This is a genomic window from Micromonospora sp. NPDC049836 (assembly GCF_044465125.1).
Taxonomy (GTDB): Bacteria; Actinomycetota; Actinomycetes; order Mycobacteriales; family Micromonosporaceae; genus Micromonospora.
Window position 1 is genome coordinate 213,073 of the sequence record NZ_JBITLH010000010.1, and the last position, 25,976, is coordinate 239,048.

The following is a 25,976-nucleotide window of genomic DNA, read 5'->3' on the forward strand; positions in this document are numbered from 1 at the left end:
CGTTAAGGCGGCCTCGGTCAGGCGGGGTCGGTCGGGGCGAGCAGCGCGGCCAGGGCCGCCCCCCGCAGCAACTCGGCCCGGCGCCGGCGGTCCACCTCGCCACCGAGGAACGGGGTGGAGTTCATCAGGCCGAACGCCGCGTGCGCGAGCACCCGCGCCTCGCCGTCCGGCAGCCCCGGGTGCAGCGCGGTCAGCACGGTCACCCACTCCTCGACGTACATCCGCTGGAGCCGGCGGATCCGGCGGCGCGGCTCGTCCGGGAGGCGGTCCAGCTCGTGCAGGTGCAGGGCGATCACGGCCGGATTGGCCAGCGCGAAGTCGACGTGGAAGTCGATCAGCGACTCCAGCGTGCCGCGCGGGTCGTCCGGGTGGCCCGCGGCCCGCTCCTTGCCACCGGCGAGCAGCCCTTCGCTGACCGGGATCAGCGCGGCGACCAGCATCGCCTCCTTGCCGGCAAAGTGGTGGTAGAGCGCCGGCCCGGTCACCCCGGCGGCCGCACCGATGTCGTCCATCGACACGCCGTGGTAGCCGCGGGCCGCGAAGAGCCCGACCGCGATCTCCAGGATCTCGTCGCGCCGGGACCGACGCCGGCTCGCACCCGTCGCGCCGTTCGCCGCGCCTCGCGCCTGCTGTTCCACCGCCACCGGGCCAGCCTAGACCTCACCCACGGCATGGTGGGGCCTTGGTTACCCGTCGGTCGCCTCACATCACCACCCGCCACCCCGACCCGGACCGCATCTTCCGCCGCCCACGTGTGGTGGTCGGTGGCAGGGACGGAGGCTGCGACGGGCAGCGGGCGGAGTGGGGTGGAGGCGGAATGGGGTGGGGTGGACCGAGGGCTGGGCGGGTTGAGGGCTGGGTGGGGCGGGGCGGGGGTGGTTGAGGCGCTGGTTAGTTTTCCTCGATGCCGTGGTCGGCGCGGATCTTCGCCGCGTCGGCGGGGCGGCCGAGGTCGTCCAGGGCCCGGGCCAGCAGCCACGCGGCCTGGGTGGCCGGGCGGGAGCCGGCGGGCAGCCCGCCCAGCACCTGGCGCAGCAGCCGCTCCGCGTCGGCGGGCCGCTCGTCCCGGAGCAGCAACTCCCCGGTGAAGACCTCCACCTGCGCCGCCTCGCCGAACGCCTCGATCGACCGGAGCCGGTCCGGCAAGCCGGCGACCCGATCGAGCGCGGCGGTCAACCGGTCCTCGGCGGCCAGCACCCGGGCCACCGCGTCGGCGGCCATCGCCCGCTCGTACGTCACCACGGGCGGCTCGCCGGACCCGGCGGTGCCGTGGTCGTCGCGGTCGGCCTGGCCACCACCGTCGGGCCGGGCGTCGAGCGCCGCCGCGGCCGCGTCGACGACCTCGATCGCGGCGGCTGCCGCCGGCAGGTCACCGGACCAGTGCAGGGCCAGGAGTTCCCGCCGCCGGGCCCGCAGTTCGTCCACGGGGTGCCCGGCCAGCCGGTACGCGGACGCCGCCGCCGCGAACCGCTGCGCGGCCACGGCGTCCCGGTCGGCGTCGTAGAGGATCCCGCCGGCCTCCTCCAGCACCTGGGCACGGTGCGGGAGATTGTCCGGCCCGTCCAGGTTCTCGGCGAGCTGGGCGAGCAGGGCGAGCGCGGCGTCGATCTCGCCGAGCGCCTGGTAGATGCCGGCCAGCAGGTGCCGGCACCGGTCGGCCTCGGCCTGCGCGCCATCCCGGTCCAGCCCGAGCACCGCCTCCTCGGCCACCTCGGCGGCCTCGCTCAGCCGCCCGGCCGCGCGGTAGGCGTCCGCCAGCTCCCAGCGCAGCAGCGCGTCCCCCGGCAGGCCCTGCTCGACGCAGAGGGTGACCGCCTCGGCGAGGTCGTCGACCGCCTCGCCGGCGCGGTCGGCGGCGAGCAGTGCCCGGCCCCGGGTCACCCGGACCGGCAGCCGTACGCCGGGCGGGGCGGACGCCAGCGCCTCGTCGCAGGCCGTGACGGCCTCGGCCGGGTCGTCGACCGATCGGGCGTACGCCAGGCAGGCGGCGGCCAGCAGTTCGCCGTCGCCCAGCTCGCGGACGAGTTCCCGGGCCTGCGCCGCGGCGGCCCGGAACTCGTCGGCCCGGGACAGCTGCTCCAGCACGTGGGTGCGGTGCAGCGCGACGCGGCCGGCCAGCCACGGGTCGACGTCGGCCTCGGTGGCGGCCCGGTCGAGCGCGTCGAGCGCCTCCGCCCACTGACCCCGGTGCACGTACGCCAGCGCCAACCGGTCCTGGGCGGCGGCGCGTTCCCGCTGGTCACCGTGCGCGGCGAGCTGCTCGGCCGACTCCCGCGTCAGGGCCAGCCCTTCGGCCGCGCCCTCGTCGGTGGTGCAGAGCAGGGCGCCCAGCCGGCCCGCCACCACCTGCGCCCGAACCGGGTCCGGCACCGCCCGCCAGGCGGCCAGGGCGGCCCGGTTCGCCTCGATGGCCGCGGCGATCTCGTCATCGCCGCCCTCGTTCAGCTCGCCGGCGCGCAGCTCCAGCCGCCAGGCCCGGGTGGCCGCGGGCAGGTCGGCGTCGGCGTACCGCTCGTCGTAGGCGCGCAGCGCGGCGACCAGCCCGTCGCGCCGGTGCCGCCGCCAGTAGTCGTCGGCAAGGGCCAGCAGTTCGTCCGGGCCGGCCTGCGCCGGCACGCTGACCGGGGTTGGCGCGGCCGGGGCCGACCCGCCGGTACGCGGCGCGGGCACCGGCTGGCGGCGCAGGCTGGCCGAGAGCGGCACGTGTGGGCCGGCCGGCGCGGCGGCGAGCCGCCGGGCGATCAGCTCCGACTGGTGCCGGGTGCCGTTGCGGGCGTCGAAGCGCTCGGCCAGCGTGGTGGCGACGCCGGCCAGTTCCCCGGCGAGCGTGGCCACCGGTACGTCCGCGGCGGGCCGCTCCCCGGCGGCCCGGCGGTGCACGGTCAGCTCGCCGGGCACCTGGCGCAGCGCCGCCGCGGCGGCGGCCGCGAAGTGCATGGCGGCGGCCGGGGTGGGTGCCCGGTCCAGCCAGTCGAGGTGCCGTTCGACCAACTCCAGGGCGCGCGTCTCGTTGCCGGTGACGGTGCAGAACTCGACGTGGTCGGCGATGTCCCACAGGTCGGAGAGGCGCCCGCGCAGCCGCCGGTACGCCTCCCGGTGGGCGTCCCGCGCGGCGTCGAGCCGGCCGGTCTCCCGGTAGGGCGTGAGCAGCGCGGTGAGGATCGCCTGCGGCTGTTCGGTGCAGCTCAACCGGCCGGCGAGCACCGGCTCGGCCAGCGCCACCGCCTCCTCGTGCCGGCCCACCCGGGCCAGGTGCGCCACCTGGGTGGTGGGGTCGCAGCCGGCGCAGTCGGAGAGCGCGTCCCGGGGCGTGGTCAGCCAGCGCCGGTACCACTCCGCCGCCTCCTCCTCGGCGCCGAGGTGCGCGGCGACCAGGTAGCGGTGCTTGTGTACGGCCTGGAGGCTGTGCCCGGACTCCCGGTAGCGCCGCTCCATGTCGTCGAGCACCGCGTAGGTGCGGTCGAGCGGCAGCTCGGGGAACTTCAGCATGGCGGTGACCATGTACTTGAAGAACCAGAAGAGCTGGTGGGTGTAGCGCTCGTGGTAGGGCTGCGGGTCGCGGTCGTACTCGCCCAGGCACCAGGAGAAGGTGACGAACGATTTGGCCGGCTCGCCGCCGTAGACGTACGCGGTGGTGCCGATGATCCGGGCGGCGAAGGCCAGGTGCCGGTCGTCGCCGGCGTCGGCCCGGCGGAGCAGTTGCTCCAACGCGGCGATCTGCCCCGGCCCGTACGGCATCTTGTCGATGTCGTAGAGCACCCGCCAGAGGTCGTCGTCGGTCACGGTCACTCCTGTCCCGGTACGGCCCGGCCGAGCAGGCCGAGGAAGGAATTGTTCAGCAGGGCGGCGTCGGCCGCGCGGATCGGGTGGTGGCCGAGCAGCAGGGCCTGCCCGTAGAGCGCCTCGACGGCGAGCCCGACCAGCTCCGGGTCGGTCAGCGTGGTGACCCGGCGGACCAGCGGGTTGCGGTGGTTGAGCACCAGTTGGGGCCGGTCCGGCGGGCTGGTGGCGGCCAGCGCGTCGAGCACCCCGCCCCACAGCTCGTCGGCCTTGTCGCGGCTGGCGGCGAGCTGGTCCTGGAAGGCGGCCGAGCGGGAGACCAGGTAGAGCGCGGGCAGCGAGACCGGGTCGTACGCCCGGACCACCACCTCGCAGCCGAGCCGCTCCAGGGCCCGCTGCGCCCCGGCGAGGAATGGCCGCAGGGCCAGCTCGGTGGCCGGGTCGAGGGTGTCGAAGCGGGTGGTGAGGTCGCTCGGCTCCAGCCGTTCGATGAGCACCGACCGGTCCACCGTGGGCAGCCGCTCGATCAGCTCGGTGTCGTACGTGTAGCCGCCGTTGACCACGGCCAGGTCCTGCGCCGCCGCCACGGCGGCGAGCTGGCGGAACTCGTCGAGGCTGGCGGCGTAGCGGAGCAGACCGTGCCGCTGGCGGAACTCGGCCAGCGTGAGGGTGCCGACGTTGGTCTCCATCGGCCACCACTGGTCGACCAGGCGGAGCATCTCGTCGTCGTGCAGGGCGAGCGCCTTGACGCCCAGGTGGTGCACCTGGAGGAACTCGGCGAGCCGGCGCGGGTCGTGCGTGGCCAGCCGGACCAGCCAGCCGCGGATCTGGTCGCCGAGGGCGTCCCGGGTGGCGATGAGCAGGCTGTCCTCGTAGAGCGCCTCGCGGCTGGCGGTGGGGCGCAGCTCGCTGGCGTCGACCACGCAGTGGGCGAAGAACGCCCAGTCGGGCAGGAGCGCGTCGGCGTGCTCGGTGAGCAGCATCCGCTTGAGGTAGACCCGGTGCCCGGCCCGGGCGGCCGGGTTCACCGCGGTGGGCAGGATGAACGCCACCCCGGTCAGCCCCGCCTCGGGCACCGCCAGCGGCACCACGTCGAACGGGACGAAACCGAGGACGTCCCGCGCGTACCGGAGCAGGGCGGGCCGGTCGACGGGCCGGCCGGGCGCGGCCGGCCAGGGCGGTGGGCCGGTGGTGGTGGGGGTGTCGCCGACCCGGACGTCGACCGGCAGCAGGCTGCCGTAGAGGCGGGCCAGCTCGGTCACCGTGGGCGTCCCGAACCACTGGTCGGCGTCGCGCCGGGGCACCAGGGTCACCGTGGTGCCGGGCTCGTCGCGGGCCTGGTCGGGACTGGCGACCTCGACCGCGTACCGCCCGTCGGACCAGCCGGTCCAGCGCACGGTGGGCTGGTCGGCGTGCCGGGTGAGCACCCGGATCTCGTCGGCCACCAGGAAGCAGGAGAGCAGCCCGATGCCGAACTGGCCGAGGAACTCGTGGCGGGAGAAGCCCAGCTCGTCGCGTTTGGAGCTGCGGCCGATGGTGGCCAGCAGCTCGTGCACCTGGGCCTCGGTGAGGCCGACGCCGGTGTCGTGCACCCGCAGCGTGCCGTCGCCGGTCAGCTCGGGTGGCTCGATCCGGACCCGGGCCGGGGCGTCCGGCTCGGTGGCCCGGCGCGCGGTGATCGCGTCGACGGCGTTCTGCAGCAGCTCCCGGACGTACACCCGGGGGCTGCCGTAGAGGTGGTGACTGAGCAGGTCGACCACACCCCGGAGGTCGACCTGGAAGGTCCGGTCCAATCGTGCTCCCGCTCGGGTTACCTGGGTGTGCCTCGGAGTCGTGCGGTGCCGGGGCTGCGCGAACCGGTGGGCGGAGTGCGGGCGTCAGCGGAGCCGTCGGCGGGGAGCTCTCACCGTACCGGCCACGGCCGACGGCGTCCGTCCCCGTCGAGGCCCGGTTGACCCTCGACCCGGTTCAGGCTCCAGGGTCGGTCGGCATGACCACCTCCGTGCTCGGCCGGAACTACCGGCTGCTCTGGTCCGCCGCCGTCGCCTCCCGGTTCGGCGACGCCCTGCGTACGCCGGCGCTGGCCCTGCTGGCCGTGGCGCTGACCCGCGATCCCCGGGCGATCGCCGCGGTGACCGTGGCCGGTCAGCTCCCGCCGCTGCTGTTCGGGCTGCTCGGCGGCGCGTACGCGGACCGCTGGGACCGGCGCCGGACGATGGCCGTGGTGGACGGCGCCCGGGCGGTGCTGGTGGCCGCCCTGGCGGTGCTGGTCGGCACCGGACGGGCCGGGATCGCCGTGCTGGCGGCGGTCGCCTTCCTGCTGGCCACGCTCGGCACGCTCTTCGACGCCGCCTCGTTCGCGATGCTGCCGTCGCTGGTGCCGCCCGCCGCCCTGGCGACCGCCAACGGCCGCCTCCAGGCCGGTACGGCGGTGGCCGGCGGTTTCCTGGGCGCCCCCCTCGCCGGCCTCCTCTTCGCCCTGGCGGCGGCCCTCCCGTTCACGGTCGACGCCCTGACCTTCGCCCTGGCCGCCCTCCTCACCCTCGCCCTCACCCCCACCCCTCCCCCCACCCCGGTCCGTCGATCTCGCAGTTGTGGTGGTGACGAAAGCGGCGAAAAGGGGTGTACGACCAACCACAACTCCAAGATCGACGGACGCGACAGCGGCGCGCGGGGGTCGGTGTGGGGGGAGGCGTGGGAGGGGGTGCGGTGGGTGCGGGGGGACCGGGTGTTGTGGACGGTGACGGTGGCGACCGCGGGGTCGAATCTGGCGATCAGTGGGCTGATGGCGGTGCTGGTGCTCTATGCGCTCGAGGTGCTGCGGGTGCCGCCGGCCGGGTACGGGCTGTTTATGGCCGGCGTGGTGCTCGGCGGGCTGGTCGGTGCGCTGGTCGCCGGCCGGCTGGCGGCCCGGTTCGGCACCCTGCCGGCGCTACGCGGGGTGCTGCTGGCGCAGACCGTGGCGCTGACCGGGTTCGCGGCGGCCCGGCACCCGCTGGCCGGGGGCGCCGCGCTGGCCTGCTTCGCCGCCGGCAGCACGGTGTGGAACAGCCTCTGGGCCGCCTACGGGCAGCGGCACGTGCCGCCGGAACTGCTCGGCCGGGTGGGTGCGGCCCAGCGGGTGGTCGGCCTGGCCAGCGCGCCGGTGGGCGCGGCGCTCGCCGGGCTCGCCGGCCAGGCGTACGGGGTGGCCCCGGTGGGTTGGGCGGCGGCCGGCGTCTTCCTCCTGGTCACCGCCGGGACGTGGCGGACGCTGGGCGGGTCGGGGCGGCCGCCGGCCGGTCCGGCTCGAAACCGGCCAGCCGGACGGCGAGCCGCTGCCGGGCCGGCGGCAGCAGCGAGACAGCCCGGAACACCAGGTTGCGCAGCGGGCGTGCGGCGACCGGCACGGTGGCGAGCCGGGTGAGCCCGTCGGCGAAGCCGAGCACCTCCTCGGCGAGCGGCCGGCGGGCGGCGGCGTACCCGTCGAGCAGGGTCGCCGGCTGCCCGGCGAGCACCGCGGCGAGCGTGTCGCCGAGGGCCACCGCGTCGCGGAGGCCGAGGTTCATGCCCTGCCCGCCGGCCGGGCTGTGCACGTGGGCGGCGTCGCCGGCGAGCAGCACCGGCCCGGACCGGTACGCCCCGGCGATCCGGTGGTGGACCCGGAACCGGGAGGTCCAGAGCAGCTCGGTGATCCGGTCCGGCCGGCGGGCCGGCCCGCGCTCGTCGAGCAGCGCCTGGAACCGGGCGCGGTCCGGTTCGCGCGGCGCGTCGGGCACCGCGGCGACCAGCCGGACCACCCCGTCCGGCAGTGGCGCCCAGACCAGCGGCCCCTGCCGCGCCAGGAAGAGCGCGGTCTGGTCCCGGGGCAGCGCGCTCTCCACCCGGGCATCGGCGAGCAGGAACGACTCGCCCGGGTCGGCGGCCCCGCCGAAATCGATGCCGGCCAGCTCGCGGACGCTGCTGTGCATGCCGTCCGCGCCGACCACCCAACGGGCCCGGACCTGCGCACCATCCGTGAAGCGGGCGGTGGCGCCGGCGCCGTCGACGGCCAGGCCGGTCAGCGTGTACGGCCGGAGCACCCGGCCGCCGAGCGCGGCCAGCCGGTCCGCGAGCACCGCCTCGGTCTCGGCCTGGGACACCATCAGCGCGTACGGGTAGCGGGACGGCAGCCGGTCGAAGGGGATGTTGAGCAGCACCCGGTCGCGGTCCCGGACGGTGAACCGGGTGGCCGGCAGGCCACGGCTGACGAGCGGGGCGGCGGCCCCGATCCGGTCGAGCACCTCCAGGGTGCCGGCGTGGACGACCGCGGCCCGGGAGGTGACCGGCGGGGCGGTGAGCCGGTCGACCACGGTGGCGCTCACCCCGCGCTCGGCCAGGGCCACGGCCACGGCCAGGCCGGTCGGGCCGGCTCCCACCACGAGGACGTCGGTGCGCTCGGGCAACATGGCCCACCTCCGATTTGCCAACGACCGTTTGCCAACACTTGTTGACAACGGTAGCCACGGGTCGACTTCGATGTCAACGCTTGTTGGCCTACAGTTGTGGGCATGACCGACACGGCTCCTCGCGCCCGCCGCTCCGACGCCACCCGGGCCGCCATCCTGCGCGCCGCCCGGGAACGCTTCGCGGCCGACGGCTACGACCGGGCCACCATCCGGGCCATCGCCGCCGACGCCCGGATCGACCCGTCCATGGTGATGCGCTACTACGGCAGCAAGGAGGGCCTGTTCGCGGCGGCCGCCGAGTTCGACCTGCGCCTACCCGACCTGGGCGCGGTGCCGCCCGACCGGCTCGGCGAGACGCTCGCCCGGCACTTCCTCCGCCGCTGGGAGGGCGACGAGACGCTCGCCGCCCTGCTCCGCGCCGCCAGCACCAACCCGGGCGCGGCCGAGCGCATGCGGGGAGTCTTCGCCGAGCAGCTCGCCGCCGAGGTGGCCCGGCTCGGCACCGACCCGGCGCTCACCGCCCGCCGGGCCGGGCTGGTGGCCAGTCAGGTCCTCGGCCTCGCCTTCGCCCGCTACATCGTCGGGCTGCCGCCGGTGGTCGAGATGGCCGCCGACGAGCTGGCGGCCTGGGTCGCGCCGACCCTCCAGCGCTATCTCACCGGACCCGTCCCGGCCTGATCGGCGGCCACCGCCCAGGGGCCAGGCCGGCCGGGTCCGCGGGCGGGCTCGAAACGCGGCAGGTCGTGGTGTCCCGGCTCGGGAACACCACGACCTGCCGCGAACCGCGCCCAGGCGCCGGCGGATCAGCCGGTCAGGCCGCCCGGCTGCTCACCCTTGGCGACGGGAGCCCGGACCAGGTTGCCCCACTCGGTCCACGAACCGTCGTAGTTGCGCACGTTCGGGTAGCCCAGCAGGTGGTGCAGCACGAACCAGGTGTGGCTGGACCGCTCGCCGATCCGGCAGTAGGCCACCACGTCGTCCGACGGGCTCAGCCCGAGCTGGTCGGTGTAGATGGCCCGCAGCTCCTCGGCGGACTTGAAGGTGCCGTCGTCGTTCGCGGCCGCCTTCCACGGCTTGTTCACCGCGCCCGGGATGTGCCCGCCGCGCAGCGCGCCCTCCTGCGGGTACGCCGGCATGTGCAGCATCTCGCCGGTGTACTCACCCGGTGAGCGGACATCCACCAGCGGCCGACCGGCCGCCACGTGCGCCATCACCTGCTCGCGGTACGCCCGGATCGGCGCGTCGTCCCGCTCCGGCACCGGATAGTCGGCGCGCGGCCGGTCCGGCTTCTCCTTGGTCAGCTCGCGCCCCTCGGCGATCCACTTCTGCCGGCCGCCGTCGAGCAGCCGCACGTCGGCGTGGCCGAAGAGGGTGAAGACCCAGAGGGCGTACGCGGCCCACCAGTTGAAGTTGTCGCCGTAGAAGACCACCGTGTCGGTGCGGCCGATGCCCTTCGCGGCGCAGAGTTCGGCGAAGCTCTTGGCGTCCAGATAGTCCCGGGTGACCTGGTCGTTCAGCTCGGTGTGCCAGTCGACCTTGACGGCACCCGGGAGGTGGCCGGTGTCGTAGAGGAGCACGTCCTCGTCGGACTCGACCACCACGATGCCCTCGTCGCCCAGGTGCTCGGCCAGCCACTCCGTGGTGACCAGGCGCTGCGGGTCGGCGTACGACTGGAAGTGGGGATTGGGATCGCTCGGCACAGGCATGATCCCCAAGGTACGCCCGATCGTGGCCGGCGAACCGGACTGCTCGAAATCGGGTGCAGCGAATGTGGCGCGCCGCACGTGACAGTCCCGGAACCCGCCGACCACAGAGGAACCCCATGGCCGTACGGCAACGGACCGGTCGGCGGGTACGGCGCCGCCGAGGCCTCCGGGTGTCCGGTGCCGCGACGGTCAGGCCCGGCGGTGCACCAGCCGGCCGGCGACCACGGTGGCCAGGCAGGTCCCGTCCGCGGCGAAGACGGCCAGGTCGGCCCGCCGGCCGGCGGCCAGCTCCGGCGGCGCCGCCGGGTCGAGCACCGCCAGCCCGGTGCGCGCGGCGGCGGCCCGCAGCGCGGGGTCGGCCAGGTGGGTGCCGGGCACCGCGGCGACCCCGAGCCGGAACAGCGCGTGCACCCGCTCGCGCGGGCTGGGCGCGGGCGGCAGTGGCCCGTCGTGCACCAGCGCCGGCCCGAGCGTGCCGGCCCACCGCCGCACCCGCACCCCGGGGTACGCCGCCGTCAGCTCGTCCGGTGACGCCACGGCCTCGATCCGGTCGCCGGTCACCAGCACCGCGAGGCCGGGGCGCGGCTCGTCGACGGGCGTGCGCCGCAGCAGGTCCGCGACGTGGAGGGTACGCACCGGTCAGTCGGAACTGAACGGCCCGAGCACCGGCCGCTTGGCGGTGACGAGGTCGCCGGAGGAGCGGCCGGTGAGCCGGCGCTTGATCCAGGGAGCCAGGTGCTGCCCGGCCCAGCGCAGGTCGGCCCTCCGGGCGGCCAGCCACGGGGTCGGCGCCGGGTGCGGGGGCACCATCAACCACTCCTCGTCGCAGCCCACTCCGAGCGCGGCGAGCACCTGCCCGGCCACCCGCCGGTGCCCGGCCGCCGACAGGTGCAGCCGGTCGGTGCTCCACAGCATCGGGTTGAGGTAGGTGTCGTCGGCGTACAGGTCGACCAGGATCGCGCCGTGCCGCTCGGCGACCTCGCCGACCACCCGGTTGAGCAGGCCCACCCGGGGGGCGACCAGCCGCTGCCCGGGAAGCCGGGCCATCACGTCGGCGAACCGGAAGAGGACCACGTCGGCCCCGCCGGACCGCAACTGGGCGATCACCGAATCGAAGCGGGGCACGAACGAGTCCGCGTCGAAGGTGCGCCGGAGCACGTCGTTGCCGCCGGCCGCGAAGCTGATCAGGTCGGGCTTCATGGCCAGGGCGGCCGGCACCTGCTCGGCCACGATGTTGGGGAAGAGCCGGCCCCGGATGGCCAGGTTGGCGTACCCGAAGTCGGGGCCCGCCTCGGCGGCGAGCCGGGTGGCCACCAGGTCGGCCCAGCCCCGGTAGGTGCCGTCCGGATAGGCGTCGTCCATCCCCTCGGTGAAGCTGTCCCCCACCGCCACGAAGCTGCGCCAGCGCACTGCGCCTCCCTCAGACCGACCCGGCAGAGCTGCGTCGTTCAGTCTGTCACCGCGCCCGGTGACAGCGCTGCACCCCCTGCACCCGACGTGGCGGAGGTCATCGGGGGAAACGGTGACGGAGACGACACCCGGTCTTTGGGACAAAAGGCCCGACCGATCGGTACGGGGCTGAATCGTGCCGACCGACCGTGAATGATGTTGCCGGTCATCCGGTCCGGCGGCGGGACGCCCACCGCGGCGGGCTGGTCATCGAGACGGCGCAGACGAGGAACCATGACCCAGGGACACCCCGCCCCAGCCCCGCCCCCCGGCCAGCCGCCCGTCCCCGGCTACGGGCCGCCGGCCGGACACCCCGGCCCGCCGCTGCCGGCCGGTCCGTACCCCGGTATGCCCGGCGCCGGTCAGCCCGCCCACTATCCGGGCGCGCCGGGGCAGCCGGGCTTCCCGCCGCCGTACCCGCCGCAGCCACCGACGGCGCCGAAGTCCCGGCGCGGGCTGTGGATCGGGGTCGGCGTCGGGGTGCTGGCCCTGACCCTCTGCGCCGGCACCGCGGTCGGGGTGGGCGTCGGGCTCACCCGGGGCGACGAGGAGCCGACGAAGGCCGCCGCCGGGGCGAACGGCGTCACGGTCACCCAGCAGGAGCTGAACGAGCTGCTCAACCGGCACAGCAAGGCGCTCGCCGACAAGGACCTGAAGGGCTACCTGGCCCCGTTCGACCCGGCCCGCAAGGATCTCGTCGCCGGCCAGACCGCGCTCTTCAAGAACCTGGGCAAGCTGCCGCTGTCGGTCGCCCGGTACGGCACGGTCGCCCAACAGGGCCGGACCAGTGACAGCTTCGGCCGCGGGGTCACCTTCCAGCTCGACGTCTCCTTCGTGCACCAGTTCGACGGGTACGACCTCACCCCGGTCGCCGAGTGGTACCGCTGGACGGTCGTCAAGGAGAACCGGGACGCCCCGCTGAAGGTCACCGCGGTCACCGGCGCGCCGGCCGCGAACGGCAGCTCGAAGACCGTCTACTACCCGGGCCCGTGGGACAAGTGGCGCGACATCCACGTCGAACGGACCGCGCACACGCTGGTCATCACCGACGCCGCGATGGCCTCGGCGGCCACCCGGTACGCCCCGGTCGCGGAGGCCGCCGTCCGGGACGACCTGGCCGCCTGGCGGGCCGGCGGGGCGGCCGGCGACATCCCGAAGGGCTTCGTCATCGCCCTGGTCAAGGGGAAGAACGACCTCGGCTCGCTCTACCGGATCAACAAGGAGAAGACCACCGAGTCCGGCGTCTCGATCGGCATGATCGCGGCCAGCCGCGGCGGCGTCGACATCGGCGGCACCCGGATCGTGATCGACGTGTCCGACCGGTCGTTCTTCGGCTCCGGCAACCGGCGCGGTCCGCAGGACATCTTCCGGCACGAGGTGGGCCACTCGCTGGTGGCCAGCCTGGAGGACGCCGACAAGCAGGACTTCTTCACCGGCATCGAGAACTGGATCGTCGAGGGCTTCGCCGAGTATCTGGCGCATCGCGGTGAGTCGTTGCGGGCCAGCGGCCGCTTCCCGCAGGCGCGGGCCATCGTCCGGTCCGGCGACTGGGACGGCAAGCTCCCCGACAACCTCGACTGGGACATCCCGGAGAACCACGTCAGCTTCCACTACTGGCTGGGCCACGCGGCGATGACCTACCTGGCCGACACGTACGGCGAGCGGAAGCTCTTCGCGTTCGTGGTGGCCCGTTACCAGGGCGCCACCGCGGCGCAGGCGTGTCAGCGGGTGCTCGGCGTGCCGCTCGACCGATTCCAGAGCGGCTGGTCCGCGTACGTCCGGGCGCAGGCGCGCTGAGCCGGAACGGAGAACGACGATGACGAATCCGCAGTCCCCCCAGCCGGGGCAGCCCTCGGCGCCCAACGGCTGGCCCGCCGCCCCGGCGCAGCCCGCCCCGCCCCCGCAGCCGGGCATGCCGGCGCAGCACGGAGCACCGGTCGCGCCGCCGGGCGCGTACCCACCGGCCGGGGCGGGCGCGTACCCGCCCGGCGGGTACCCGGCGGCGGGACCTGGCGCGTACCCGCCGCACGGCTGGCCCGGGCCGGCGGTGGCCCCGCCGGCGGCGCCCCGGCGACGCGGACGCGTCGCGCTGCTGCTGGCCGGGGGGCTGGTGGCCGTGCTGGCCGTCGGCGCCGGCACCGCCTACGGGGTGTCCCGCCTGGTCGGCGGGGGCTCCGGCGGGGGTGACCTGAAGATCGCCTGGCAGCTGCCCTTCCCGGAGCGGCAGGAGAGCGGCCTCACCACCTTCGACCAGCACGACATGTTCGGCACCTGGCTGGTCGGCGAGAACGTGGTCCGGGCCCAGGCCGACGGGGTGCTCGCCTACCGGCTCTCCGACGGCGGCCAGGCGTGGGGTGTGCCCGCGCCGGACGGCACCTCGCTCTGTGTGGCGGCGCAGGCGGCCACCGAGGACCGGACGGCGGTCGCCGCCGGCTCGGACAACTCCTGCAACACCGTCGCCGGGGTCGACCTGAAAAGCGGCAAGCTCACCTGGCGGGCGAAGTTCCCGGCGCCGGTGCGGGAGGGACGCGACCCGCTCACCGCGCCGGACCTGGCGGTCGCCGGCCAGCAGGTCATCGTCCGCTCCGAGGACACCCTGATCGGGCTCTCCCTCACCGACGGCCGGCAGCTGTGGCGCACCACCGGCAAGAAGCTGTTGCCCGGGCGGAGCTGCGGGTTCAAGGACATGCGGGCCGCCGACGACCTGGTGGTCGTCACCTACGGCTGCTCGCTCGGCGGCGAGGTGGACGGCCTCGACCCGGCCACCGGCAAGGTCCGCTGGCGGCAGCGGCTGTCCGAGTCGCAGCTCGTCGACGGCATGCTGAGCGCGCAACCGCCGGTCGGCCTGCCGGGCCTGGGTCGCGAGGCGTACTCCATCCGGGACCCGCGGACCGGCAAGGAGGTCGGCTCCTTCACCGATCCGCTCGACGGCATCCGGCTGTGGGACGTCCCGCCGAACCGGTCCAACATGATCGACGGTCCGGCCGTCTACGAGTGCCTGGTCGACCAGGAGAACCTCTACCTGCCGACCTTCCCCGAGCCGGTGAAGGGGACCGCGCGTTCCGCCGACCAGATCGTCGCGATCGACCTGGCCACCGGCCGGAAGCGCTGGGTGTCCTCCGGTCACAGCGCCAGCAAGGTGCAGCTGATCCGCCGGGACGAGCGGGGCGTGCTGGCCTGGGAGTCCGGTGACCGGACGAAGCAGCCGCCGCGCCTGGTCCGGATCGACCCGGCCACCGGCAAGGTCAGCGTGATCGCGGAGGGGCCGCTCGCGGCCGGCTTCGAGGGCGAGGAGGCCCGGGTCATGGAGCGGGACGGGGTTGTGGTGATCGTGCCCTGGAAGAACGTGGCGGCGAAGGGATCGATCACCGTGCTGCGCTGACCACCAACAACGCGAAACGGGGGCGGACCACCGACCGGTGGTCCGCCCCTGCCGCTCCGGTCAACGGGTCAGGGCACGTACGCCAGCAGCGCCATGTCGCGCACGGCGGACGGCTCCTCGACCGCGCCGAGCGGCCGGAAGCTCTTGTCGAGGACCGTGATGCCGGTCGCCCGACGGACGATCACCTTGTCGTCGGAGGCGAACAGGATGCTCCGGACCTGGCCCGTGCCCGGCAACTCGACCACCTTGCTGGTGGTGGTGTCGACCACCGCGAAGCTGCCGTCCTCGCGGGACGGGTCGGTGTTCATCCAGCCGACCGCGACGTACCGGCCGTCCATCGACACGCTGCGGACCCGCCACCCGTCGTACCGCGCGGCCTCGGCCTTCGGCGGCGTGTAGTGGTAGAAGTGCGCGCCGCGCCCACCCGTGGCGTACGGCTTGCCCTCGGAGACCGCGGCCCAGCTTCGCCCGTCGGCCGACCACCACTTGAGCTTCTCGTTGCCCGCGTCGCCGTCGGCCGGCTTGTTCTCCGCCACGTCGATGAGCGTGGGCACCATTCTGGCCTGCTCCACCATCAGCAGGTCGTTGGTGTTCCAGACCAGCGGGTTGCTACCGAGGCAGAGGGCCTTCCCGCCGAAGGGCGCTTGTCGCTCGACGACCCGCTTCCGAGATCCGTCGATCATCGAGGTGACCAGGGTGCCGGCCTCCTGGCCGACGCCGCCCTCCACCCAGGCGAGCCGCTCCCCGTACGGGGAGATGGTGATCGTGTTGCGGATGCACGATCCCGCGCCGAGGGGAACCCGCGCGGTCACCCGATCGACGTCACCCCGGACCGCGTGGATCTCCGCAGCCGTGCCGGTCGTGTCCAGGTAGTAGCGGGTGCCGGTCAGCGCGGTGGCGGGGGCGGGGGCGTCCGGTGTGCCGATCGGAGCCGCGGTGGTGACAGCGGCCGGCGCGTCGGAGCCGGTCGGCTCGGGGTTCCCCTCGGCACAGGCGTTCAGACCGAGCCCGGCGACGGCGGCGACCGCGAGCGCGACGACCTGCCGGGCGTTACGGAGACAGGCCGTGCCGACGGTGGGGGCGGAAGCGAAAACGTTCACGCGGGTTCCTCGGATTCGGTGGCGCGACGGGTCGACGCATTCCCAGACGTCGAGTTGATCAGAAAGGGTTGCCGTCCCGGCGAAGAGATTTCCGGCGATTTCTGAGTGGTGTCCAGGCCTGACGACCGGCCCTCAGCACCGGATGCCGAGGGCCGGGTCAGGTGCGGTGTCGGCTCAGGGCACGTACGCCAGCAGCGCCATGGTCCGCAGCGAGGCGCTCTCGGCGACCGTGCCGATCGGCTTGAGGGCGCTGTTCAGCACCGTGATGCCGCTCGCCCGCTTCACGATGACCTTCCGGTCGATGGTGAACAGGATGCTGAAGATCTGCTCCCCACCCGGTAGCTCGACCACCTTGCTGGTGATGGTGTCGACCATCGCGTAACTGCCGTCCCGCCGGGACGGGTCGGTGCCGACCCAACCGACCGAGACGTACCGGCCGTCCATCGACACACTCCGCGCCTGCCAGGCGGCCTGGCGGGGCGGCGTGTAGCGGTACTGCCGCGACCGTGTTCCGTCCGTCACGTACGGCTTCCGCTCTTCGTCCATGGCGGCCAGCCATCTGCCGTCAGCGGACCAGCACCGGTCGGTTTCCTGGCCCGGGTCCCCCTGGACCCGCTTGTTGGCCTTCAGGTCGTACAGCACCGACTGCCCGCTCTTCTTCTTCACCATCAAAAGGTCACTGCCCTGCCAGACCAGCGCTCCGGGACCGTAGCAGCTGATGCCGTCCGACAGGCTCGTCGAAGCCCGCTCACCGGTCGTGCCGACCAGGAGGATCCCGCTCGCGTTGCCGTCGGTGCTGTCCTGCACCCAGGCCACCCGCTTGCCGTCCGGCGAGATGGTGATGGTGTTCCACTCGCACTCGGAGTCGGCGGCGTAGCCGACCTGGTAGACCACCCGGTCGATACCGCCGTGGACGGCGTGAATCCGGGCCTTGGTGGAGGTGCTCTCCAGGTAGTACCGGGTGCCGGGAAGAGCTGAGCCGGGCTGCACCGCGGAGCCGGTCGGTTCGGCGCTGGTGGACGGATCCGGGGTCGAGGGGTCGGGAGTAGGGGGCACCGGGACGGTGGTCGACGGGCCGGCGGGCTGCGGCGGCACGGGTGCCTGCCCGTCGGGGCGGATGGCCAGGGCGGTGCCGGTGGCGGCGCCGATCATCACCAGCGCGGCAGCCGAGGTGGCCACGGCCCGCTGGATGCCGAGCCGGCGGGAGGTACGCAGGGCGCGGTCCCGCAGGTCCACCGATGTGACCTCGTCGGCCAGCCCGGCCAGGTCGAGCCGGAGGCGGTCCTCGTTCATCGGGCGCTTCCTTCCATGACGTACAGCTCGGCGAGCTCCGGGGCGACGGTGCGCAACTTGGCCAGCGCCTTCGAGGTCTGGCTCTTGACGGTGCCGACGGTGACGCCGAGCAGGTCGGCGGCCTCGACTTCGCTGCGGTCCTCGAAGAACCGCAGCACCAGCACGGCCCGCTGCTTCGGGGAGAGCTTCGCGAGCGCGGCCCGCAGGGTGAGCCGGAGCGTGGTCTGGTGGGCGTGGTCGGCGGCCGAGTCGCCTCCGCGTGGCTCGGGCATCTCGCCCGGCATCGACTCGGCCACCCGGCGCCGCCGCCACCAGGAGACTTGCAGGTGGTACATGGTCTTGCGGGTGTACGCCTCGGCGTTGCCGCTGTGGTGCAGCCGGTTCCACGAGCGGTGGGTGCGGGCCAGGGCGGACTGGACGAGATCCTCGGCCAGGTGCTGGTCACCGGTCAGCAGATAGGCCGACCGCAGTAAGGCGGGGGTACGGGTTCGGACGAACGAGTCGAACTCGCTCAGGGGAGCGTCCACACGAGCCGATCCTTGGGGTGAGGTGATGCACTCATCGTGACGCCTCCCCAGACGCCGGCCGTGCGCGCCAGGGTTGCCGCCCGGGTCACCGATTTTCCGCAATGCTCCGCCGGTACGGCCCCCAGCCCACGAACCGCTCGAACAACGCGCGCGGCGTCGGTCCGTCGTGCGGGTTCAGCCGGAACAGGTCGTGGGTCGCCTCGTGGTACAGCCCCGACAGGTAGATGGCCAGGTCGACGGGCTGGTCCGCGTACTCGACCTTGAGCAGCAGCCGCGCCGGGGCGCACGGCCACGGCGACCCGCAGGCCCGGCAGAGCCAGAGCGGGCGCAGCGGCAGGTGCGGCGGATGATCCGGCGGGTAGGCGCGGGGCCGATCGGGGTGCGGCCCGAGCCGGGGTACGGGAAGCATCGCCCGCTCTCGGCTCCCGCTCACCAGCGCTCCCCGGCTGCTCGCGTGCTACGGCACCGGAACCAGTTCATGTCGGCTTCCTCTCGGCGGCTCTGACGGAGGTGGGGCCGCCCCGGCACCGGGGGGAACCCGGGGCGAGCCCGCAGCGGGCCATGACGGAAAGCAACCCGCTGCGTGACAGTCTGCTGAGGACGGAACTACCCTCGGAAGTCGTCGAGGCCGGTCCGGGTAACGCCCGGTCAGCCGCTACGGACGGGCGGCGACGCCGTGGAGACGTGCGGGGAATCGTGGAGGAACCGTGGAACATGAGCCGACCGCGGCGTTGATCCGGGCCCAACTCCGGCGGCTGCGGCTGAAGGCCGAACTGAGCCAGGAGGAGTTCGGAAAGCTGGTCCACTTCTCCGGGTCGCAGGTGTCCGCCGTCGAGCTGGGTCAGCGGCCGCTCGACCGGTTCTTCCTCAGCCGTGCCGACGAGGTGCTGGCCACGGGTGGGCTGCTGATGTCGCTACTCAAGCTGGCCGAGCGGGACGGCCAACCGAGCTGGTTCCGGCCTTGGCTGGAAGCCGAGCGGCAGGCGCAGCAGTTGCGCTGCTACCAGCCGAACCTGGTGCCCGGCCTGCTCCAGACCGAGAACTACGCCCGAGCGATCATTCGCACCGACGGCTCGCTCAGCGACGATGAGGTAGAGCGGCGGCTCGCGATCCGGATGGACCGGCAGTGCCTCCTCCCGCAACCGCAGCTGACCACCTTCGTGGCGGTCATCGATGAGGTCGTTCTGCGGCGTGCCGGTGAGGGCTTCCGCGGGCTCATGGGCGAGCAGGTCGCTCACCTGGTCGAGTGCGTCGAGCGCTCAGAGGTCAGCGTGCACATCATTCCGGCTGAGGTCAGTGTGCACATCGGACTGACCGGCCCGTTCACGCTCGCCCGAGGCGTTGACGGCGGATGGATCGGCTACCTGGAAAACCAGCTTGGCGGGACAGTGATCGAGAAAGACGAGGATCTGGCTGTCCTACAGTCCAGGTGGGAAAGTGTCCGGAGTGAGGCATTGCCTCGCGGGCAGTCGATTGAGCTGATGAAGGAAGTGATGACCTCATGGAGCTGATCGGTGCCACATGGCGCACCTCAACTCGGAGCGGCCAGAGCGAGTGCGTCGAGGTGGCGGACAACCTGCCCGGTGTGGTCGGCGTGCGGGACAGCAAGGACCCGGACGGTCCGGCCCTCACCTTCACCGCCACGACGTGGCGCGCCTTCGTCGACGAGATCAAGCGCCGCTGACCGCCATCCGGGCGGCTGAGGTGTTCCGGCGGGCAGCACCTGACGGCGCTGACCGCCGGAGCATCAGAGATAGAGGCAGAACGGGTGGCCGACCGGGTCCAGGTGGACCAGTACGTCGTCCTGGGGTTGGAACTCGGCCACCGTGGCACCGGCCGCGACCGCGTGCGCGGACGCCGCGTCGAGGTCGTCGACCTTGATGTCGAGGTGCACCATCATCGGCGGGTCGCCGGGCCCGGCCGGCCAGATCGGACGTACGTAGTTCGGCTCGTTCTGGAACGCGAGGCCGGCGCCGCCCGCCGGCGGGACCAGGGTGACCCATTCCGGTTCGTCGTCCTCCCGGGCCCAGCCGAGCAGTCGTTCGTAGAACCCCGCGAGTTCCCGGGCGTCGGGCGCGTCCAGCACGGTGGCGGTCAGCTTCAGCCGGGGCGTGTCTCCCATGCCGCTTTCCTATCACCACTTGCGATGATCCGCTCCGGTTCCGGTCCGGCAGGTCGGGGTGGCCCGGCACCGTTCGGGCCGGCGGAAAGAATTCTGTGACGGGCGGCAACCCTGCACCGCGAAACCCGCATCTTGGAGGACATCAAACGCATCATCTACCGACCTGAAAGGCCGGAACCCATGTTTGCTCTCGCCGCTCGCTCCGTCAGCCGTACCGCCCGCCGCCGTGCCATCGGGCAGGCGCTCGCCCTGCCGCTGGCCGCGCTGGCGGTGACCGGCCTGGTCGGCTGCGACGCCGGTACGCCGGTGCCCAGCGAGCCGGCGACTCCCGCAGCCGCCGCGACCACGAGCGGCGCTCCGGCGCCGGCGCCGGCCGACGCCGCAGCACCGTCGACGGTGCTCGGCCCCGACGGTCTCGGTGCCCTCAAGCTGGGCATGTCGAAGAAGGCGGCGGAGGCCACCGGCCTGATCACCGCGTTCGCGAACCCCGACCCGAGCGTGGCGTCGGACTGCCCGGCCCGGGCAAAGCTGAAGGACGAGAAGGGCCTCGTCTGGTGGTCGACCCGGCTGGGCGTCGCCGCGATCGAGGTGCCCGAGGGCATCAGGACGGCCGAGGGTATCGGCGTGGGCTCCACCCGGGACAGCGTCGGCCGGGCGTACCCGACCTGGCGGGGAATCGACGGGACGCCCCCGAACGACACCGGCCACGGCCGCGTGCCGGTGTCCGGGAACCCGGACGCGGTCTACCGGATCGACGTCCAGGACGGCACCGTCCGGTCCGTCACCCTGCAACTCGCCCACCAGGACTGCTACGAGTAGGTCAGGCGTCCGTGACGAGTCGGCGCGGCTGCCGACGGAAGCCAATCCCACCGCTGTCGCGCAGGGACCACCAGCGGGCCAGCAGGATGGCGCCGACGACGGCAGCCGCGACCAGACCGACCTCGACGGCCACCGCGAGCGGGTGGATGGAGTAGCCGACCGCCCGGGCGAAACCCATGGTCAGCGGGGTGACCGCGGCGCCGGCGAGCGGCAGCAGCACCAGCATCGCGTTCGCCGTCCGCCGGATCCGGGGCAGGTCGCCCAGGCGGATCCGTACCGCGACGGACGCGCCCCCGGCCGCCAGCGCGGCGACGATGCCGTAGTAGACCAGGACGGCCAGCAGGATCGGCACCCGGAAACTGCGGGGCAGGTCGAACGCGGCGACCATGAGCGGGTAGACCAGGAGGTAGCCGACCAGGCCGACGCAGGCGCCGAGCACCGTGCCGGCCAGGGCGGTGCGGACCACCCGGCCGTACTCCGGCGGGACGCGCGACACGCCGGCCTCGTCGGCCAACCGCCGGGCGAAGCCGCGCAGGTCCGCGCCGAGGAGTTGGTCCGGGGTGACGCCGTCGGCCGCGGCCGACCGCAACTCGACGGTGAGGTCGGCGGCGAGCGCCGCCCGGTCCTGGCGGCGCACACCGTACGCGCGCCATTCCCGCTCCATGGTCGACAGTGCCTCGTCGATGGCGTTCACGGTCAGCTCCTCGGACTGTCGGGATCGGGGTCGGTGAGCGCGCTGTTCACGGTGTCGACGAACCGCGTCCACTGCTCCCGCCACGCGTGCAGGCGCTCCCGGCCGGCGGCGGTGGGCGCGTAGACCTTGCGGGGCGGCCCGGACGGGCTGGCCTGCAGCTCGTCGGCGACCAGGCCGAGCCGACGCATCCGGGTCAGCAGCGGGTAGATGGTGCCGTAGCCGACCCCGTCGAAGCCGGTGGCCTCCAGTCGACGGACCAGCTCGTAGCCGTGCGCGGGCTCCTTGTCGAGCAGGGCGAGCAGGCACATGTCCAGCGCGCCGCGCAGCAGCTGGGTCCGCCGATCGCCGCCGCTGGAGCCGTCCGGATCCGCCACTATCATGCGACGCACACTACCGCCACTATTAGGTGTCGTCAAATACCGGCTCGCTCCGAATCGGATCGCCCGCTCGACGGCCGCGCCGTACGCTGCGGCAATGCTGCTGCGTACGTCGACCCTGCTGCTCCGGACCCTGCGCGAGGACCCGGCGGACGCGGAGGTGCCGAGCCACCGGCTCCTGCTCCGCGCCGGGTACGTCCGCCGCGCCGCCCCGGGCGGCTACACCTGGCTGCCGCTGGGCAAGCTGGTGCTGGACCGGGTGACGGAGATCGTCCGCGCGGAGATGGTGGCGATCGGCGACCAGGAGGTGCACTTCCCGGCGCTGCTGCCGGCCGAGCCCTACCGGACCAGCGGCCGGTGGACCGAGTACGGCGACGACATCTTCACCCTCGCCGACCGCAGGGGCGCCGAACACCTGCTCGCCCCGACCCACGAGGAGATGGCCGCGCTGCTGGTGAAGGACCTCTTCACCTCGTACCGGGACTTCCCGGTGACGCTGTTCCAGGTGCAGACGAAGTTCCGCGACGAGGCCCGGCCCCGGGCCGGCCTGCTGCGCGGGCGCGAGTTCCTGATGAAGGACGCGTACTCCTTCGACCTGGACGAGGCCGGGCTCCAGCGGGCCTACGACCGGCACCGGGCCGCCTACCAGGCCGTCTTCGCCCGGCTCGGCCTGGACGTCACCGTCGTCAGGGCGATGTCCGGGGCGATGGGCGGCTCGGCGTCGGAGGAGTTCCTGGCCGCCGCCGCAGTCGGCGAGGACACCTACGTCGGCTGCACGGCCTGCGACTACGCGGCCAACACCGAGGCGGTGGTGACCCGCCCGCCGGCCGCCGGTGACCCGCACGCCCACCCGGCGCCGGCGGTGCACGACACCCCGGAGACGCCGACGATCACCGCCCTGGTGGCGCTGGCGAACGAACGGACGCTCGGCGGCCGCACCGACTGGACCGCCGCGGACACCCTGAAGAACGTGGTGCTCACCGTGCGCCGGCCCGGTGCCGACCAGGCGGAGCTGCTGGTGATCGGCCTGCCCGGCGACCGCGAGGTGGACCTCAAGCGGGTCGAGGCGGCGCTCGCCCCGGCCACCGTGGCGGTCTTCGACGACTGGCCGGCCCACCCGGAACTGGTGCGCGGTTACCTGGGGCCGCAGATCCTCGCCAAGCACGCGGTCCGCTACCTGGTCGACCCCCGGGTGGTGCCCGGCACCAGCTGGCTCACCGGGGCGAACGAGCCGGGCCGGCACGCCACCGACGTGGTGTGCGGGCGGGACTTCACCCCGGACGGGACGATCGAGGCGGCCGAGGTGCGCGCCGGCGACCCCTGCCCGGCCTGCGGCGACGGCGAGCTGACCATGCGGCGGGGGATCGAGGTGGGGCACATCTTCCAGCTCGGCCGCCGGTACACCGACGCGTTCGCGGTGGACGTGCTCGGCCCGGAGGGCAAACCGGTGCGCCCCACCATGGGCTGCTACGGCATCGGGGTGTCCCGGCTGGTCGCGTCCATCGCCGAACAGCACCACGACGACCGGGGTCTGGTGTGGCCGGCGGCGGTCGCGCCGTGCGACGTACACCTGATCGCCGCCGGGAAGGGACCGCAGCTCGACGCGGCGCTCGACCTCGGCGGACGCCTCGCCGCGGCCGGCCTGCGGGTGCTGGTCGACGACCGCACCCACGTCTCGGCCGGGGTGAAGTTCACCGACGCCGAGCTGATCGGCATCCCGCGCGCCGTCGTGGTCGGCCGCCGGCTCGCCGACGGGTACGTCGAGCTGCGCGACCGGTCCTCCGGCGAGCGGATGGACCTGCCGGTGGACGGACTGGTCGAGCGCCTGCTCGACGAGGTGACCGGGGCGCGCCCGGGCCGGGTGTAGCGGACGCGCCACGGGGTACCGCAGACGGATCGACCGAGGTGTTTCGGAGGCTCTCATGTACCGGGTCAGTGACGTGATGACCAAGCAGGTGGTCTACCTGCCCGCGGAGACCCCGCTGGACGAGGCGGCCAGGGTGATGAAGGACTCGGACATCGGCGACGTGGTGGTCACCGACGGGGCGACCCTCGCCGGCATGCTGACCGACCGCGACATCGTGGTACGGGCGGTGGCCGAGCGGGCCGACCCGGCCACCACCACGATCGGTTCGATCGTCACCCGCGAGGTGGTGATGATCGAGCAGCACTGCACCGCGAACGAGGCGGCCGCGCTGATGCGCGAGCGCAACATCCGGCGGGTGCTGGTCTGCGACACCGAGCGGAAGCTGGTCGGCGTCGTGTCGCTGGGCGATCTGGCCATGCAGCTCGACCCCGACTCGGCGCTCAGCGACATCAGCGAGGCCGCGCCGAACATGTGAACGGCGGGGTCCTCGGCCCCACATCCGGTGGTGGACGGCCCCGCCGTGCCACCGGCCCGGCGGCGGCCCGGCGGCGGCCCGGTGGCCCGGTGGCGGCCCGGTGGCCCGGTGGCGGCCCGGTGGCCCGGTGGCGGCGGCCCGGCGGTGGCGGCCCGGCGGCCCGGCGGCCCGCTGGCCCGGTGAGGCGCGGGGGGCGGAGGCGGCGGCGAGACGCGGTCCGGAGCCGGCCGGATAGCCTCAAGGAATGTCCGAGATGCCGAGCAAGCTGGCCGAGATCGTCGACGAGTTCGCCGCCGCGCCCCGCGACGTGGTGCTGGAGATGCTGCTGGAGTTCTCCGACGTGATCCCGCCCCTGCCCGAGGGAGTCGACCGGGCCGAGCTGGAGCAGGTCCCGGAGTGCCAGACCGCGTTCTTCCTGCGGGCCGAGGTCAACCCGGACAGGACGGTGACCACGATCTTCGACTGCCCGCCGGAGGCACCCACCACCCGGGCCTTCGCCGGCATCCTCGCCGAGGGCCTGGCCGGGGCGAGCGCCGAGCAGGTGCTCGCCGTGCCGGACGACCTCTACCAGCGGATGGGGCTCGCCCAGGCGATCAGCCCGTTGCGGGTCCGCGGCGGCACCGCGATCCTGGCCCGCCTCAAGCGCCAGGTCCGGGAACAGATCTCCTGATCGACGGGTTGTCGCTGGTCATGGAGATCGAGATCTACGCCGACGTCGTCTGCCCCTGGTGCTGGATCGGCAAGCGCCGGCTCGAACAGGCCCTGGCGTCGTACGACGGCGAGGTGACCGTCACCTTCCGGCCGTTCCAGCTCGACCCGACGCCGGTGACCGAGCCGAAGCCGCTGCTCGAGGCGCTGGGCGCGAAGTTCGGCGGCCGGGACAAGGCCGAGGGCATGGCCAGCCACGTCACCCAGGTCGCCCGGGGCGCGGGAATCGACATGCACTTCGACCGGGCGATCGCCGCGAACACCTTTGAGGCGCACCGGCTGATCCGGTTCGCCGCCGAGCGGGGCCGCTCCGCCGAGCTGGTGGAACGGCTCTACCGGGCGCACTTCGCCGACGGGATCGACATCGGCTCGACGGACGCGCTGGTCACGCTCGCCGCCGAGGTCGGCCTGGACGAGGCCGAGGCCCGGGAGCACCTGGAGTCGAACCTGGGCCGGCGGGAGGTGGCCGCCGACCTGACCGCCGCCCACCAGCTCGGCGTCTCCAGCGTGCCGACCTTCGTGTTCGCCGGGAAGTACGCGGTCACCGGCGCTCAGGAGCCGGAGACCCTGCTCGCCGCCCTCCGCGAGGTCGCGGAGCGGGAGGCCGCAGCCTGACATCGACCCCCGTGATGTTTCACGTGGAACAAGATCGATGGAGATGGCGGGGCTAGACCGGTCGCGCCAGATCCTCCACCACCGTTGCCCCGGGCAGCGCGCCGAGCGCCGGCCCGGGCAACGCGATCTTGCTGTGTCGTACGCCGGAGCCGATGATCACGTGCGGCGTGGCGACCACCCGCGAGTCGACCAGGATCGGCCACTCCGCCGGCAGGCCGATCGGGGTGATCCCGCCGTACTCCATCCCGGTCAGCTCGACCGCCTCGGCCATCGGCGCGAAGCTGGCCTTCCGCACGTCCAGCAGCCGGCGGACCATCCCGTTGACGTCGGCCCGGGTGGTGGCGAGCACCATGCAGGCCGCGTACCGGATCTCCCCGCCCCGCTTGCCGGCGACCACCACGCAGTTGGCCGACTCCTCGAGCCCCACCTCGTACGCCGCGCAGAACGCCGCCGTGTCGGCCAGGTCGGCGTCGATCGGGGCGACCAGCACGTCGTCGACGGCGACCGGCGCGTCCGCCGGCCATCGCTCGATCGCGGCGGCCACCGGCGGCGCCAGCAGGTCCGGTCGGGTACGGGCAGGCTCGGTCTTCAACGTCCCCATCACGGCTGCGATCCTCGCATCCGCCGGCCCGCTC

25 protein-coding genes and 1 pseudogene are annotated in these 25,976 nt (G+C 73.9%); 11 read left to right on the forward strand and 15 right to left on the reverse strand.

Features of this window, described 5'->3' with window-relative positions; genetic code table 11:
- Window positions 1-17: 17 nt before the first annotated feature.
- From ACIBPB_RS25440 to ACIBPB_RS25450, 3 genes are all read right to left on the reverse strand, one after another.
- Entirely contained in the window at window positions 18-644 is a 627-nt protein-coding gene (locus tag ACIBPB_RS25440) for a TetR/AcrR family transcriptional regulator (protein WP_396841966.1), read from the reverse strand.
- Between the two features lie 247 nt (window positions 645-891).
- Complete coding sequence (locus ACIBPB_RS25445; protein ID WP_396841967.1) at window positions 892-3,783, reverse strand: hypothetical protein; 2,892 nt, start codon at window positions 3,781-3,783, stop codon at window positions 892-894.
- A 2-nt stretch (window positions 3,784-3,785) separates the two neighbouring features.
- Window positions 3,786-5,573, reverse strand: coding sequence for an HSP90 family protein (locus ACIBPB_RS25450; RefSeq protein WP_396841968.1), 1,788 nt, complete (start codon window positions 5,571-5,573; stop codon window positions 3,786-3,788).
- A gap of 197 nt (window positions 5,574-5,770) precedes the next feature.
- On the opposite strand from ACIBPB_RS25450, the gene ACIBPB_RS25455 reads away from it, so the two are divergent.
- The gene (locus tag ACIBPB_RS25455) at window positions 5,771-7,186 is read left to right on the forward strand and encodes an MFS transporter (RefSeq protein ID WP_396841969.1); all 1,416 of its coding nucleotides are present in this window, start codon (window positions 5,771-5,773) and stop codon (window positions 7,184-7,186) included.
- A gap of 22 nt (window positions 7,187-7,208) precedes the next feature.
- Here the strand turns inward: ACIBPB_RS25455 and ACIBPB_RS25460 are convergent.
- A pseudogene (locus tag ACIBPB_RS25460) lies at window positions 7,209-8,207 on the reverse strand (FAD-dependent oxidoreductase); the annotation flags it as partial.
- 102 nt (window positions 8,208-8,309) lie between these two features.
- Here ACIBPB_RS25460 and ACIBPB_RS25465 point away from each other — a divergent pair.
- Entirely contained in the window at window positions 8,310-8,885 is a 576-nt protein-coding gene (locus ACIBPB_RS25465; RefSeq protein WP_396841970.1) for a TetR family transcriptional regulator, read from the forward strand.
- A gap of 125 nt (window positions 8,886-9,010) precedes the next feature.
- Here the strand turns inward: ACIBPB_RS25465 and ACIBPB_RS25470 are convergent, their stop codons facing one another.
- The 3 genes from ACIBPB_RS25470 to ACIBPB_RS25480 form a co-directional block, all read right to left on the reverse strand.
- Entirely contained in the window at window positions 9,011-9,913 is a 903-nt protein-coding gene (locus tag ACIBPB_RS25470; RefSeq protein ID WP_396841971.1) for a sulfurtransferase, read from the reverse strand.
- A 189-nt stretch (window positions 9,914-10,102) separates the two neighbouring features.
- Window positions 10,103-10,549, reverse strand: coding sequence for an imidazolonepropionase-like domain-containing protein (locus ACIBPB_RS25475; protein WP_396841972.1), 447 nt, complete (start codon window positions 10,547-10,549; stop codon window positions 10,103-10,105).
- A gap of 3 nt (window positions 10,550-10,552) precedes the next feature.
- Window positions 10,553-11,323: an SGNH/GDSL hydrolase family protein gene (locus ACIBPB_RS25480; RefSeq protein WP_396841973.1), complete on the reverse strand. Its 771-nt coding sequence runs from the start codon at window positions 11,321-11,323 to the stop codon at window positions 10,553-10,555.
- A 273-nt stretch (window positions 11,324-11,596) separates the two neighbouring features.
- On the opposite strand from ACIBPB_RS25480, the gene ACIBPB_RS25485 reads away from it, so the two are divergent.
- A complete protein-coding gene (locus tag ACIBPB_RS25485; RefSeq protein WP_396841974.1) occupies window positions 11,597-13,159 on the forward strand; it encodes a hypothetical protein in 1,563 nt (520 codons plus the stop codon).
- A 19-nt stretch (window positions 13,160-13,178) separates the two neighbouring features.
- Window positions 13,179-14,744: a PQQ-binding-like beta-propeller repeat protein gene (locus tag ACIBPB_RS25490; RefSeq protein WP_396841975.1), complete on the forward strand. Its 1,566-nt coding sequence runs from the start codon at window positions 13,179-13,181 to the stop codon at window positions 14,742-14,744.
- A 68-nt stretch (window positions 14,745-14,812) separates the two neighbouring features.
- Here ACIBPB_RS25490 and ACIBPB_RS25495 read toward each other — a convergent pair whose 3' ends face one another.
- The 4 genes from ACIBPB_RS25495 to ACIBPB_RS25510 form a co-directional block, all read right to left on the reverse strand.
- The gene (locus ACIBPB_RS25495) at window positions 14,813-15,844 is read right to left on the reverse strand and encodes a hypothetical protein (protein ID WP_396841976.1); all 1,032 of its coding nucleotides are present in this window, start codon (window positions 15,842-15,844) and stop codon (window positions 14,813-14,815) included.
- Between the two features lie 174 nt (window positions 15,845-16,018).
- On the reverse strand, window positions 16,019-17,137 hold the full coding sequence (locus ACIBPB_RS25500) for a hypothetical protein (RefSeq protein ID WP_396841977.1): 1,119 nt from the start codon (window positions 17,135-17,137) through the stop codon (window positions 16,019-16,021).
- A complete protein-coding gene (locus tag ACIBPB_RS25505) occupies window positions 17,134-17,664 on the reverse strand; it encodes a SigE family RNA polymerase sigma factor (RefSeq protein ID WP_396841978.1) in 531 nt (176 codons plus the stop codon). The genes ACIBPB_RS25500 and ACIBPB_RS25505 overlap by 4 nt, the downstream gene beginning before the upstream one ends.
- Before the next feature lie 85 nt (window positions 17,665-17,749).
- On the reverse strand, window positions 17,750-18,073 hold the full coding sequence (locus ACIBPB_RS25510; RefSeq protein WP_396842014.1) for a hypothetical protein: 324 nt from the start codon (window positions 18,071-18,073) through the stop codon (window positions 17,750-17,752).
- Window positions 18,074-18,371: 298 nt separating this feature from the next.
- Here ACIBPB_RS25510 and ACIBPB_RS25515 point away from each other — a divergent pair, with 298 nt between their 5' ends.
- Both ACIBPB_RS25515 and ACIBPB_RS25520 read left to right on the forward strand, forming a co-directional pair.
- Window positions 18,372-19,175, forward strand: a complete 804-nt coding sequence (locus ACIBPB_RS25515; RefSeq protein WP_396841979.1) for a helix-turn-helix domain-containing protein — start codon at window positions 18,372-18,374, stop codon at window positions 19,173-19,175.
- The gene (locus tag ACIBPB_RS25520) at window positions 19,166-19,348 is read left to right on the forward strand and encodes a DUF397 domain-containing protein (protein WP_396841980.1); all 183 of its coding nucleotides are present in this window, start codon (window positions 19,166-19,168) and stop codon (window positions 19,346-19,348) included. Before ACIBPB_RS25515 ends, ACIBPB_RS25520 begins: the two co-directional genes overlap by 10 nt.
- Before the next feature lie 63 nt (window positions 19,349-19,411).
- Here ACIBPB_RS25520 and ACIBPB_RS25525 read toward each other — a convergent pair whose 3' ends face one another.
- Complete coding sequence (locus ACIBPB_RS25525; protein WP_396841981.1) at window positions 19,412-19,786, reverse strand: VOC family protein; 375 nt, start codon at window positions 19,784-19,786, stop codon at window positions 19,412-19,414.
- 180 nt (window positions 19,787-19,966) lie between these two features.
- On the opposite strand from ACIBPB_RS25525, the gene ACIBPB_RS25530 reads away from it, so the two are divergent.
- Window positions 19,967-20,605 carry a hypothetical protein gene (locus ACIBPB_RS25530; protein ID WP_396841982.1) on the forward strand — a complete coding sequence of 213 codons (639 nt, stop codon included), beginning with the start codon at window positions 19,967-19,969 and terminating at the stop codon, window positions 20,603-20,605.
- A 1-nt stretch (window position 20,606) separates the two neighbouring features.
- Here ACIBPB_RS25530 and ACIBPB_RS25535 read toward each other — a convergent pair whose 3' ends face one another.
- Together ACIBPB_RS25535 and ACIBPB_RS25540 are read right to left on the reverse strand one after the other, a co-directional pair.
- Complete coding sequence (locus ACIBPB_RS25535) at window positions 20,607-21,299, reverse strand: hypothetical protein (protein WP_396841983.1); 693 nt, start codon at window positions 21,297-21,299, stop codon at window positions 20,607-20,609.
- A gap of 2 nt (window positions 21,300-21,301) precedes the next feature.
- Window positions 21,302-21,679 (reverse strand): PadR family transcriptional regulator, encoded by a 378-nt coding sequence (locus ACIBPB_RS25540; protein ID WP_396841984.1) that lies wholly within the window; start codon window positions 21,677-21,679, stop codon window positions 21,302-21,304.
- Between the two features lie 94 nt (window positions 21,680-21,773).
- Between ACIBPB_RS25540 and ACIBPB_RS25545 the strand changes: the two genes are divergently transcribed.
- The 4 genes from ACIBPB_RS25545 to ACIBPB_RS25560 all read left to right on the forward strand — a co-directional run bounded on the left by ACIBPB_RS25545 (window position 21,774) and on the right by ACIBPB_RS25560 (window position 25,341).
- Entirely contained in the window at window positions 21,774-23,543 is a 1,770-nt protein-coding gene (locus ACIBPB_RS25545) for a proline--tRNA ligase (RefSeq protein ID WP_396841985.1), read from the forward strand.
- A 55-nt stretch (window positions 23,544-23,598) separates the two neighbouring features.
- On the forward strand, window positions 23,599-24,018 hold the full coding sequence (locus tag ACIBPB_RS25550) for a CBS domain-containing protein (protein ID WP_396841986.1): 420 nt from the start codon (window positions 23,599-23,601) through the stop codon (window positions 24,016-24,018).
- Between the two features lie 244 nt (window positions 24,019-24,262).
- Window positions 24,263-24,688, forward strand: a complete 426-nt coding sequence (locus tag ACIBPB_RS25555) for a SufE family protein (RefSeq protein WP_396841987.1) — start codon at window positions 24,263-24,265, stop codon at window positions 24,686-24,688.
- A 20-nt stretch (window positions 24,689-24,708) separates the two neighbouring features.
- On the forward strand, window positions 24,709-25,341 hold the full coding sequence (locus ACIBPB_RS25560) for a DsbA family protein (RefSeq protein ID WP_396841988.1): 633 nt from the start codon (window positions 24,709-24,711) through the stop codon (window positions 25,339-25,341).
- A 52-nt stretch (window positions 25,342-25,393) separates the two neighbouring features.
- On the opposite strand, the gene ACIBPB_RS25565 is transcribed toward ACIBPB_RS25560, so the two are convergent.
- On the reverse strand, window positions 25,394-25,942 hold the full coding sequence (locus ACIBPB_RS25565) for a YbaK/EbsC family protein (protein WP_357308117.1): 549 nt from the start codon (window positions 25,940-25,942) through the stop codon (window positions 25,394-25,396).
- Window positions 25,943-25,976 lie beyond the last annotated feature (34 nt).

Coding starts and splice junctions, on each gene's coding strand:
- ACIBPB_RS25530 (WP_396841982.1), top strand. CDS start 19,967: ATGTTTGCTCTCGCCGCTCGCTCCGTCAGCCGTACCGCCCGCCGCCGT.
- ACIBPB_RS25470 (WP_396841971.1), bottom strand. CDS start 9,913: ATGCCTGTGCCGAGCGATCCCAATCCCCACTTCCAGTCGTACGCCGAC.
- ACIBPB_RS25455 (WP_396841969.1), top strand. CDS start 5,771: ATGACCACCTCCGTGCTCGGCCGGAACTACCGGCTGCTCTGGTCCGCC.
- ACIBPB_RS25490 (WP_396841975.1), top strand. CDS start 13,179: ATGACGAATCCGCAGTCCCCCCAGCCGGGGCAGCCCTCGGCGCCCAAC.
- ACIBPB_RS25555 (WP_396841987.1), top strand. CDS start 24,263: ATGTCCGAGATGCCGAGCAAGCTGGCCGAGATCGTCGACGAGTTCGCC.
- ACIBPB_RS25520 (WP_396841980.1), top strand. CDS start 19,166: ATGGAGCTGATCGGTGCCACATGGCGCACCTCAACTCGGAGCGGCCAG.
- ACIBPB_RS25465 (WP_396841970.1), top strand. CDS start 8,310: ATGACCGACACGGCTCCTCGCGCCCGCCGCTCCGACGCCACCCGGGCC.
- ACIBPB_RS25565 (WP_357308117.1), bottom strand. CDS start 25,942: ATGGGGACGTTGAAGACCGAGCCTGCCCGTACCCGACCGGACCTGCTG.
- ACIBPB_RS25525 (WP_396841981.1), bottom strand. CDS start 19,786: ATGGGAGACACGCCCCGGCTGAAGCTGACCGCCACCGTGCTGGACGCG.
- ACIBPB_RS25540 (WP_396841984.1), bottom strand. CDS start 21,679: ATGATAGTGGCGGATCCGGACGGCTCCAGCGGCGGCGATCGGCGGACC.
- ACIBPB_RS25485 (WP_396841974.1), top strand. CDS start 11,597: ATGACCCAGGGACACCCCGCCCCAGCCCCGCCCCCCGGCCAGCCGCCC.
- ACIBPB_RS25510 (WP_396842014.1), bottom strand. CDS start 18,073: ATGCTTCCCGTACCCCGGCTCGGGCCGCACCCCGATCGGCCCCGCGCC.
- ACIBPB_RS25560 (WP_396841988.1), top strand. CDS start 24,709: ATGGAGATCGAGATCTACGCCGACGTCGTCTGCCCCTGGTGCTGGATC.
- ACIBPB_RS25545 (WP_396841985.1), top strand. CDS start 21,774: ATGCTGCTGCGTACGTCGACCCTGCTGCTCCGGACCCTGCGCGAGGAC.
- ACIBPB_RS25500 (WP_396841977.1), bottom strand. CDS start 17,137: ATGAACGAGGACCGCCTCCGGCTCGACCTGGCCGGGCTGGCCGACGAG.
- ACIBPB_RS25550 (WP_396841986.1), top strand. CDS start 23,599: ATGTACCGGGTCAGTGACGTGATGACCAAGCAGGTGGTCTACCTGCCC.